We start from the raw sequence: 5,767 nt of genomic DNA, 5'->3' as shown, positions 1-5,767 counted from the left end.
TCGCCACAGGGACTGAGTTCGGCAGTCAAGGTTCGACCTGTCATGCCCGGCGTCGTAGAATGCGCGCCTTTGCGAGCCTTCATCGGCCAACCGCGTATTTATCGGAGCACCTGACCATGACGACTACCCCGACCGGCGACTACCTGGAAACCCTCTACGAAGGCTACGGCCAGCGTTTTCGGATGGACAAGCTGCTGCACGAAGTGCGCACCGAGCACCAGCACCTGGTGATTTTCGAGAACCCGCGCATGGGCCGGGTGATGGCGCTCGATGGGGTGATCCAGACCACCGAAGCCGACGAATTCATCTACCACGAAATGCTGACCCACGTACCGATCCTCGCCCACGGCGCGGCCAAGCGCGTGTTGATCATCGGCGGTGGCGACGGCGGCATGTTGCGCGAGGTGACCAAGCACCTGGGCGTTGAGCACATCACCATGGTGGAAATCGACGGCACCGTGGTGGACATGTGCAAGGAGTTCCTGCCCAACCACTCCAAAGGCGCCTACGACGACCCGCGGCTGAACCTGGTGATCGACGACGGCATGCGTTTCGTCGCGACCACCCAGGAGAAATTCGACGTCATCATTTCCGACTCCACCGACCCGATCGGTCCGGGTGAAGTGTTGTTTTCGGAAAACTTCTACCAGGCCTGTCACCGCTGCCTGAACGAAGGCGGCATTCTGGTGACCCAGAACGGCACGCCGTTCATGCAACTGGGTGAAGTACAAACCACCGCCGGGCGTCTGCGTGGCTTGTTTGCCGACTGGCATTTCTACCAGGCCGCCGTGCCGACCTACATTGGCGGCGCGATGACTTTCGCCTGGGGCTCGACGGATACCGCCTATCGCAAGCTGTCTCGCGAGACCCTGCGCGAGCGTTTCATTGGCAGCGGCATCATCACCCGCTACTACAACCCCGAAGTTCACCTCGGCGCGTTCGCCATGCCGCAGTACGTTCTGCAGGCAATCAACAAACCAAGTAACGACTGATCGGGAACAACGCTGACCTGTGGTGAGGGGATCTATCCCCTCACCACAGTGCGGTTCGGCACACAATGCATCGGGCAATCCGCGGTTTTGTGTTTGCGAATAGTCATTGAACAAAATTTTCACAGACCCTCGCGGACAATCCCGGCGCTTGTTGCGGTCGGTGAGTCAAATGGCGATGCCCCGCCATTCATTCAACGCTTGCGCACTCGCGCAGACCCAGGGACCCGGGTGATGGTCGGCATAGGACGCGCCGTTGTTCTATTCGCCCTCAACCCGATTAGGTCCTTACACGACATGGCAATCCCGGACGCCCTGAGTCAGCACCGCACCACGCATCGCCTGCTGCAACCGACCGTCAAATCACACCTGGTCTACACCTTGCTCTGTGCCCTGGTCATGATGATCATGTTCAGCCTGTTGCGCGTGGCGCTGCTGGTCTACAACCGCGAAATGATCCTCGACTCCCCGGCCTCTACCTTCGTTGAGGCATTCGTCAACGGACTGCGTTTTGACCTGCGTCTGGTGGTCTATCTGTGTATTCCGCTGCTGCTGGCCTTGTTCAGCGCGCGGGCCATGGCGGCACGTGGTTTTTTTCGTTTCTGGCTGACCGTCACCGCCAGCATCGGGCTGTTCCTCGGTCTGATGGAGATGGACTTCTACCGCGAGTTTCACCAGCGTCTCAACGGCCTGGTCTTCCAGTATGTGCAGGAAGACCCGAAAACCGTGATGAGCATGCTCTGGTACGGTTTCCCGGTGGTGCGCTACCTGTTGGCGTGGGCCGTGGGCACGCTGATCCTCGCGATGGCGTTCAAGGGCGCCGACCGCGCGACCCGACCGCGCGGGCCGTTCAGTGGCGGCACCATTGGCACCCGCCAGGTGGCTCCGTGGTACGGGCGTGTCGCGGTGTTCATGGTCTGCTTGGTCGTGGCCGTGGGAGCCGCCCGGGGCACCTTGCGCCAAGGGCCGCCGCTGCGCTGGGGTGACGTCTACACCACCGATTCGAACTTTGCCAACCAGTTGGGCCTTAATGGCACGTTGTCACTGGTGGCCGCGGCCAAGAGCCGGATGTCCGAACACCGCGACAACATCTGGAAAGCCACCCTCGAGCAACCGCTGGCCCAGCAGACGGTGCGGGACATGCTGGTGATGCCCGACGACAAACTGGTCGATGCAGACACCGCTGCCGTACGTCGCGACTACACGCCACCCGCCGACAAGAATTTGCCGATCAAGAACGTGGTGGTGATCCTCATGGAAAGCATGGCGGGTCACTCGGTGGGCGCCCTGGGCGCGCCGGGCAATATCACGCCTTATCTGGACCAACTGTCCAAGGAAGGTCTGCTGTTTGACCGCTTCTTCTCCAATGGCACCCACACCCATCAGGGCATGTTTGCCACCATGGCGTGTTTCCCGAACCTGCCGGGTTTCGAGTACCTGATGCAGACACCTGAAGGCAGCCACAAGTTTTCCGGACTGCCGCAACTGCTCAGTGCCCGCGACTACGACGACGTGTATGTCTACAACGGTGATTTCGCCTGGGACAACCAGTCGGGTTTCTTCAGCGGCCAGGGCATGACCACATTCATCGGGCGCAATGATTATGTGAACCCGGTGTTCTCCGATCCGACCTGGGGCGTGTCCGATCAGGATATGTTCGACCGTTCCCTGATTGAGCTCAAGGCACGGGAAAACGGCAAGCCGTTCTATGCGCTGCTGCAGACCCTGTCCAACCACACGCCGTATGCGTTGCCGACACCGTTGCCGGTGGAGCCGGTCACTGACCGTGGCAGCCTGAATACGCACCTGACGGCCATGCGTTATTCCGATTGGGCGCTGGGGCAGTTCTTCGAAAAGGCTCGTAAGGAGCCTTATTTCAAGGAAACACTGTTTGTCATCGTCGGTGACCACGGCTTTGGTAACGAGCGCCAGCTTACCGAAATGGACTTGGGCCGCTTCAACGTGCCGATGCTGTTGATCGGCCCGGGTATCCAGGAAAAGTTCGGCCAGCGCAACCACACCGTGGGCACCCAGGTCGATATCGTCCCGACCATCATGGGCCGGATCGGCGGGCAAGTGCGTAACCAGTGCTGGGGCCGCGATTTGTTGAACCTGCCGCCAGGCGACAGCGGATTTGGCGTGATCAAACCGTCGGGCAGTGACCAGACCACGGCGATCATCCGCGACGACAAAATCCTGGTGTTGCCGAGGGAAAAGGAAATGGCGCCGAAGTTGTATCGCTACCAACTGGGTGCCCAGCCACGCGCGGATGTCATTCCCGACGCGCCGCAGGCGGCTGAAATGAAACTCAAGCTGGAGGCGTTTCTGCAAACCGCCACCAAGAGCCTGCTGGATAACACCGCCGGCGTGACACAGGGTGTTCCGAACTGAAAAGTTCAGCGCATAAAAAAAGAGGCCTTAACGGGCCTCTTTTTTTGTCACTTAGTGGTTCATATCTTGCCCAGTAACAGCAGGATCAACAGCACTACCAGTACGACACCGAGGATACCGGACGGGCCGTAACCCCAACTTCTGGAGTGAGGGAAGACCGGCAGGCCACCGATCAGCAGGAGGATCAGGATAATGATGAGTATTGTGCCCATTGGTGATTTCCTTATTGGTCAGTTCTGGAGTGATGCAACTTTCAACTACCAGCACGCATGCATTAAATCCGGGCGGCTTAATATGTCCGACCGTAACGTCCTGTAAAAAATTCAAAGTTTTTTAGTGCTCCAAAGAACTCCTCTATGGGAGCAAAGCTGCTCCACAGCGATGTTCCCCTGAAAACCCATTAAGGTTTGCCCCCACCATTCAGCACTCTGATGGAGCGTGGGTCCGGCAAGGTCCTTCGCTACACTCGGCTCATCTCTCCCGGAACAACAAGGCTGTTTGCTATGCAAAATCGCATGATGATTACCGGTGCCGGTTCTGGCCTGGGTCGCGAAATCGCGCTGCGCTGGGCCCGCGAAGGCTGGCGCCTGGCCTTGTCGGATGTCAGTGAGCCAGGCCTTCAGGAAACCCTCAGGTTGGTGCGTGACGCTGGCGGCGACGGTTTTGTCCAGCGCTGCGACGTGCGCGACTACAGCCAACTGACGGCGTTTGCCCAGGCCTGCGAAGAGAAGCTCGGTGGCATCGACATCATCGTCAACAATGCCGGTGTGGCCTCCGGTGGATTCTTCAGCGAACTGTCCCTGGAGGATTGGGATTGGCAAATCGCGATCAACCTGATGGGCGTGGTCAAGGGTTGCAAGGCGTTCTTGCCGTTGCTGGAAAAAAGCCACGGCAGGATCATCAACATCGCCTCCATGGCCGCCCTGATGCAGGGCCCGGCCATGAGCAACTACAACGTGGCCAAGGCCGGCGTGGTGGCGCTGTCGGAAAGCCTGTTGATTGAGCTGGCGCAGCAGGAAATCGGTGTGCATGTAGTGTGCCCGTCGTTTTTCCAGACCAACCTTTTGGACTCCTTCCGCGGCCCGACGCCGGCGATGAAAGCCCAGGTTGGCAAGTTGCTGGAAAGCTCGCCGATCAGCGCGACCGATATTGCCGACTACATCTATGAGCAGGTCGCCCAGGGCCAGTTCATGATCCTGCCTCACGAGCAAGGGCGCATGGCCTGGGCCATCAAGCAGAAGAATCCGCAGTTGCTGTACGACGAAATGACCGTCATGGCCGACAAGATGCGCGCCAAGGCTCGGCAGAACCCGAGTTGACCTGAGTGTCCGGCGTCCTCAGGATGGCCACATTCGGCCCTCCTGATGGACGCTCCCATGCTCAACTACTTTTGGTTCTTTCTCGCCGCGCTGTTTGAGATCGCCGGCTGTTACGCTTTCTGGATGTGGCTGCGCCAGGGCAAGAGCGCCTGGTGGATCGCGCCGGCGCTGCTGAGCCTTACGCTGTTCGCCCTGTTGCTGACCCGCATCGAGGCGACTTACGCCGGTCGTGCCTACGCCGCCTATGGCGGGATCTATATCATCGCTTCGATCGGCTGGCTGGCTGTGGTGGAGCGAGCGCGGCCGCTGGCTTCCGACTGGGTGGGTGTGGCGCTCTGCGTGGTTGGGGCGAGTGTGATTCTGTTTGGTCCGCGGATTTCCACCCCTTGAATAAGTCCGCTATCTGACAGGGTTTTGCAGGACGTTTCCTTCAGTTGCCAGAGTCTTGCTTGTAGGGCGTTACTGAATTCTTGAGGGTGTCTTGAGAACCTCAAGCGGGCCGGGCATGGTCAAGGTCCAGATATTCTTAAGGACAAGAACCATGCTCGTACTTAGCCGCGCTGTGGGTGAACTGATTTCCATCGGTGATGATATTTCCGTCCGAGTGCTCTCGGTCAACGGCACCACTGTTCGTTTTGGCGTGGAAGCGCCCCGGCATATCGACGTTCATCGCTCCGAGATCTACGAAAAGATTCAGAAAAAAAGGGCCCAGGCCAGCCGCAAGGTCTGTTCAGTCGAATAGATGCTTGGGTACGTCGTGCTTGAGCATCAACTGGCACTGTTCGCTTTCCGGGTCGAAGACGATCATCGCCTGGCCTTTGGTCAAGGCCTGCCGGACCCGCAATACGCGGGTCTCCAGCGGCGTGTCGTCGCCATTGTCGGTGCCGTCGCGGGTCACGAAATCTTCGATCAGGCGAGTGAGCGTGTCGACTTCGAGTTGGTCGTGGGGGATCAGCATGGGGTACCTCGGCTAGACAATGTCGCGATGCTACGGCCAAAGGGCTTTTGCGGCTAGCTTTGGGTTTTGGGTGTCTGTTCAGGCCTCATCGCGAGCAGGCTCGCTCCCAC

7 protein-coding genes are annotated in these 5,767 nt (G+C 59.1%); 5 read left to right on the top strand and 2 right to left on the bottom strand.

The features are described 5' to 3' along the window. The first annotated feature begins 116 nt into the window (after window positions 1-116). Together speE and HU811_RS24085 are read left to right on the top strand one after the other, a co-directional pair. On the top strand, window positions 117-992 hold the full coding sequence (gene speE, locus HU811_RS24090; RefSeq protein ID WP_186658468.1) for a polyamine aminopropyltransferase: 876 nt from the start codon (window positions 117-119) through the stop codon (window positions 990-992). 294 nt (window positions 993-1,286) lie between these two features. Further along, window positions 1,287-3,380, top strand: coding sequence for an LTA synthase family protein (locus tag HU811_RS24085; protein ID WP_186658467.1), 2,094 nt, complete (start codon window positions 1,287-1,289; stop codon window positions 3,378-3,380). A gap of 59 nt (window positions 3,381-3,439) precedes the next feature. Here the strand turns inward: HU811_RS24085 and HU811_RS24080 are convergent, their stop codons facing one another. Then, window positions 3,440-3,592 (bottom strand): DUF3309 family protein, encoded by a 153-nt coding sequence (locus HU811_RS24080; protein WP_092397593.1) that lies wholly within the window; start codon window positions 3,590-3,592, stop codon window positions 3,440-3,442. 291 nt (window positions 3,593-3,883) lie between these two features. On the opposite strand from HU811_RS24080, the gene HU811_RS24075 reads away from it, so the two are divergent. The 3 genes from HU811_RS24075 to csrA all read left to right on the top strand — a co-directional run bounded on the left by HU811_RS24075 (window position 3,884) and on the right by csrA (window position 5,441). After that, window positions 3,884-4,699: an SDR family oxidoreductase gene (locus HU811_RS24075; RefSeq protein WP_186658465.1), complete on the top strand. Its 816-nt coding sequence runs from the start codon at window positions 3,884-3,886 to the stop codon at window positions 4,697-4,699. Between the two features lie 57 nt (window positions 4,700-4,756). Next, window positions 4,757-5,089: a YnfA family protein gene (locus tag HU811_RS24070; protein ID WP_186658464.1), complete on the top strand. Its 333-nt coding sequence runs from the start codon at window positions 4,757-4,759 to the stop codon at window positions 5,087-5,089. Window positions 5,090-5,240: 151 nt separating this feature from the next. Further along, entirely contained in the window at window positions 5,241-5,441 is a 201-nt protein-coding gene (gene csrA, locus HU811_RS24065; RefSeq protein WP_092397599.1) for a carbon storage regulator CsrA, read from the top strand. Here csrA and HU811_RS24060 read toward each other — a convergent pair. After that, entirely contained in the window at window positions 5,430-5,657 is a 228-nt protein-coding gene (locus tag HU811_RS24060; protein ID WP_024778700.1) for a YheU family protein, read from the bottom strand. The two genes, csrA and HU811_RS24060, sit on opposite strands and share 12 nt — an antisense overlap. Between the last annotated feature and the right edge of the window lie 110 nt (window positions 5,658-5,767).

Origin of the sequence: Pseudomonas tehranensis, from assembly GCF_014268615.1 — a bacterium.
GTDB classification, from domain to species: Bacteria; Pseudomonadota; Gammaproteobacteria; order Pseudomonadales; family Pseudomonadaceae; genus Aquipseudomonas; species Aquipseudomonas tehranensis.
This window is presented reverse-complemented; position numbering and strand designations above follow the sequence as displayed.

Excerpts from the sequence above, each read along its gene's own strand:
- speE (WP_186658468.1), top strand. The coding sequence starts at position 117 with ATGACGACTACCCCGACCGGCGACTACCTGGAAACCCTCTACGAAGGC.
- HU811_RS24085 (WP_186658467.1), top strand. The coding sequence starts at position 1,287 with ATGGCAATCCCGGACGCCCTGAGTCAGCACCGCACCACGCATCGCCTG.
- HU811_RS24080 (WP_092397593.1), bottom strand. The coding sequence starts at position 3,592 with ATGGGCACAATACTCATCATTATCCTGATCCTCCTGCTGATCGGTGGC.
- HU811_RS24075 (WP_186658465.1), top strand. The coding sequence starts at position 3,884 with ATGCAAAATCGCATGATGATTACCGGTGCCGGTTCTGGCCTGGGTCGC.
- HU811_RS24070 (WP_186658464.1), top strand. The coding sequence starts at position 4,757 with ATGCTCAACTACTTTTGGTTCTTTCTCGCCGCGCTGTTTGAGATCGCC.
- csrA (WP_092397599.1), top strand. The coding sequence starts at position 5,241 with ATGCTCGTACTTAGCCGCGCTGTGGGTGAACTGATTTCCATCGGTGAT.
- HU811_RS24060 (WP_024778700.1), bottom strand. The coding sequence starts at position 5,657 with ATGCTGATCCCCCACGACCAACTCGAAGTCGACACGCTCACTCGCCTG.